Origin of the sequence: Thiorhodococcus mannitoliphagus, from assembly GCF_010915725.1 — a bacterium.
Lineage (GTDB): Bacteria > Pseudomonadota > Gammaproteobacteria > Chromatiales > Chromatiaceae > Thiorhodococcus > Thiorhodococcus mannitoliphagus.
The window spans coordinates 1-3,211 of record NZ_JAAIJR010000258.1; the positions used below are offsets into that span (position 1 = coordinate 1).

Sequence of the window (3,211 nt, forward strand, 5' to 3'; positions counted from 1 at the left end):
GTTGGTCGTCTTGACCCCACGAATCGCCTCAAGCCCCACCTTCGCCTTGAAGCTCGCCGAAAAGGTCTTACGATTCCTCTCTGTCACTGTCGCTCTCCTCGTTAATGTGCGAGGCGATAACTTAAATCCGTGTCCAATTTTCGGGGTCCACTATACCCTGCGCGACATCATGGTCGTCGAGCAGACCCCGGATTGGACGTTGCGCGCCAAGACCGGCTGGTCGACGCGCATGACCCCGTCGATCGGCTGGTATGTCGGCTACGTCGAGACACATGATGAGACCTGGGTCTTCGCGCTGAATCTCGACCTGCGCGATGCCGACGACCTGCCGCTGCGGGCGGCGTTGACGCGGGCGGCCTTGCAGGCCAAGGGCGTCATCGACTGACGAGGCGCCGTGTCGTCGTCAGAAGGATCAGGGGCGGCGCGTGACGAAGAACTCGGAGGCAGAGTGCTCCGAAGAGCGACGGTGCATCGCGGGCTCCTCGGCCATCTGCTCGAGGATGGCCAAGGCTTCGGCATCCTGGGCGTCGGTGCGGCGCAGCTGATCGATGCGCTGCTCCATGGGCGTGTAGAAGTCGTCCCACCAGGCCGCGTCCGTGAAGGCGAGATAGCCGCCAGGACGCAGCAAGTCGTGGCCGATCCGCAGCGCCTTGGCGATCCCGATGTTGTAGAGCGCGCCCTCGGACCAGACGAGATCGAAGCTCCCTGGTGGCTGTTTCGGGTCGGCCATGTCGCCAACGATGGCCTGAATACGCGAGGCAAGCCCGCGCTCGGCCAGGGTCGCCGTCAGCCGTGCGATGCTTGGTGCGTGGCGGTCCATCGCCACGATCGAGCCCGCCGTCAGCTCGGCGAGGTGAAGGGTTTGGCCACCGACGCCGCATCCCAGATCGAGGATCGCCGGCGTCGGCGGCCGCTCGCGGCACAGCCCGAGCGCGCGTGCGGTACAGGCGCGGCTACCCGGACCCTGCCTCGGCAGGGCTTCGTAGACCGCGAAGAAGATCACCCAGAAGCGCGGCGTTGGATCGGTCATCGGCGTGGTGCTCTGAGGGTGACGCGTCATGAGCACGCCGTGCCTGCTCGGCACGGCGTCGAATGCCTGTTGCTGTTGAAGTCGGCCTTGGCGAAGCCTACCAGGCCATGTTGTTCATCAGGAGAGCGCGCATACAGCCATGATCCTTCGCTACGCCGTACTGGAAGACGTGCCGGCACTGCGCACGGTCTACGCCGCCGCGGTCCACGCCCTCGCGCCGCCGCTCTACAGCGCCGAGCAGGTGCGGGTGTGGGCCAGCTTTGCCGAGCAGGATGAGTTCGTGGCCTTCATCCGCGACGTCGACACCCTCGTGGCCGAGGTCGACGGCCGCCCGGTCGGATTCTGCGGGATCGGCGCCGACGGTCACGTCGCCTCCGTCTACGTCCTTGGCCGCGCCGCCGGGCAGGGTGTCGGCACTCGAATGCTGAGCCAAGCCCTGCAGGATCACCCCGCACCGACCTCGGGCCGCTATTTCGCCGAGGCCAGCCTGCTCAGCCGCCCACTCTTTCTCAAGCTGGGGTTCGTTCAGATTGGCATCGAGCATGCGGATCGGGATGGGATCGCCTTCGAGCGATTTCTCATGCAGCGGCCGCTGGATGGTTCGGCGCAGGGCGCCCACACCAAGATTCCGCACCCGCGAGTCAGTCGCGCAGACCGGTCTACGCGGATACCTGTCGTTCGGCTTGTTTCGGTGGGTTACGCAAGCGCCCCGTGGAACGGTCGGTCGGCGTCGTGATATCAGTGTTCACTTTGCGCCGCGCTCCGGTCGCTCACCGCTCAGCGAAGCGCCGGCTTTTCACCCTTGGTTGACTCGAGGGCACGACTAAGTGGAGAAGCTTCCTCGATATTCACGTGATGGTATGTAGTGGACGGGCGAAGCACTGGAGCATATGACGCTGGGGAGCATTACCTCGGCTGACTTGTGCTTGTGCTTGTGCTTGTGCCATGCGTGCGACTGGTCTAGTCTCCCCTCAAGGTAGAACGTCCCACAAGGCAGCGAAATGCAGGAAATGGTCTCCATCCGCGATGCAAATCAACACCTGTCACGCTATCTCGAACGCGTCGAGCAAGGTGCTGAGGTGATCATCACCCGGCGCGGCAAGCCCATTGCGCGGCTGCTGCCGATCGAGCCCGAATCCCGCCTCTCCGAGGCGCAACAGGCTGCCCGCGAGCGGCTGAATGAACGGATGCGTCGTGGGTATAAGCTCGGCGGCGTTGGAGTCGATCGAAACAGCCTCCACGAACGCGACTTATGAGCGAGGTGCGCTTCAGCGTCGACACCAACATTCTCATCTACAGCATTGATACCGATGCAGGGCTCAAGCATGACGCGGCGTGCAGGCTTGTGGACGCACTCGCTGACAAGGATTGCGTTCTGACACTCCAAGCGTTGGCGGAGTTCTTCCACGCCGTCACGCGAAAGAACAAGATGCCGGTAGAGGAGGCTGCCGCCATGGTCAAGGATTGGATGGAGCTGTTCCCTGTGGTCGTTGCGGATGGTCGAGCTTTGCGCGGAGCCATGCGCCTGAAAGAGGAGGCAAGCTTCTCCTTTTGGGACGCCATGATCGTGGAAACGGCCAAGACCGCAGGAGTGACGCGACTCCTCACCGAGGATCTCTCAGGACGGCAGACTGCTGGGCACGCTACAAATCGAGAATCCCTTCAAGGACGGGTTCGGTCTAGACCTTGCTTGACCCAGTTTGACGGGGAGAGTTGGCCAGATGCCACGACATCCGATCTTCGACATCACCCCAGATCACATCAAAGACCTCGACGACGAGTCTCTTCGTCATCTCATCGCCCGTTTGTGCCGCGCTGATCTGAGACGTCGAGGATTACCGCTCAGTGCAGTGCTCTATGGAGGCAACCAGATTGCCGCCGACGGGGCATAGCCGTCAGGCTAGCGATCTTTTCATTTTAAATCAATATTTTACGAGCTCATCCCATAACTTCTCAATAAGTCATGGCACCCAATAAAACAGAGACTTAGAATCAAAAGAGTCGCACTTCTGCGCCTCAAAATTCCTCATGCCTGACTGAAGAGCTATTGTCAAATCTGGTGTATGCCAGCTGAGGGTGCCTTGGATCAGGCGGCGTCCCGTTGCTCCTCCGGTGGGTCGTCCGTTACCGGCATTCCATCTTCGTAGCGTGTTCCCGCCAGCAGATCCTTGAGCTTCTCCG

5 protein-coding genes are annotated in these 3,211 nt (G+C 61.8%); 4 read left to right on the forward strand and 1 reads right to left on the reverse strand.

All coding sequences use genetic code 11. From position 1 onward, the window contains the following. The coding region (locus G3480_RS25720) for a penicillin-binding transpeptidase domain-containing protein (RefSeq protein WP_276611757.1) at nt 1-385 on the forward strand (385 nt) is incomplete at its 5' end. 27 nt (nt 386-412) lie between these two features. Here the strand turns inward: G3480_RS25720 and G3480_RS25725 are convergent. After that, nucleotides 413-1,060 carry a class I SAM-dependent methyltransferase gene (locus G3480_RS25725; RefSeq protein WP_206171902.1) on the reverse strand — a complete coding sequence of 216 codons (648 nt, stop codon included), beginning with the start codon at nt 1,058-1,060 and terminating at the stop codon, nt 413-415. A gap of 109 nt (nt 1,061-1,169) precedes the next feature. Between G3480_RS25725 and G3480_RS25730 the strand changes: the two genes are divergently transcribed. From G3480_RS25730 to G3480_RS25740, 3 genes are all read left to right on the forward strand, one after another. Then, nucleotides 1,170-1,766 (forward strand): GNAT family N-acetyltransferase, encoded by a 597-nt coding sequence (locus tag G3480_RS25730; RefSeq protein WP_164657059.1) that lies wholly within the window; start codon nt 1,170-1,172, stop codon nt 1,764-1,766. 265 nt (nt 1,767-2,031) lie between these two features. Next, entirely contained in the window at nt 2,032-2,286 is a 255-nt protein-coding gene (locus G3480_RS25735) for a type II toxin-antitoxin system Phd/YefM family antitoxin (protein ID WP_164657060.1), read from the forward strand. Then, nucleotides 2,283-2,849: a PIN domain-containing protein gene (locus G3480_RS25740; protein ID WP_240906080.1), complete on the forward strand. Its 567-nt coding sequence runs from the start codon at nt 2,283-2,285 to the stop codon at nt 2,847-2,849. The genes G3480_RS25735 and G3480_RS25740 overlap by 4 nt, the downstream gene beginning before the upstream one ends. The last annotated feature ends 362 nt before the right edge of the window (nt 2,850-3,211 follow it).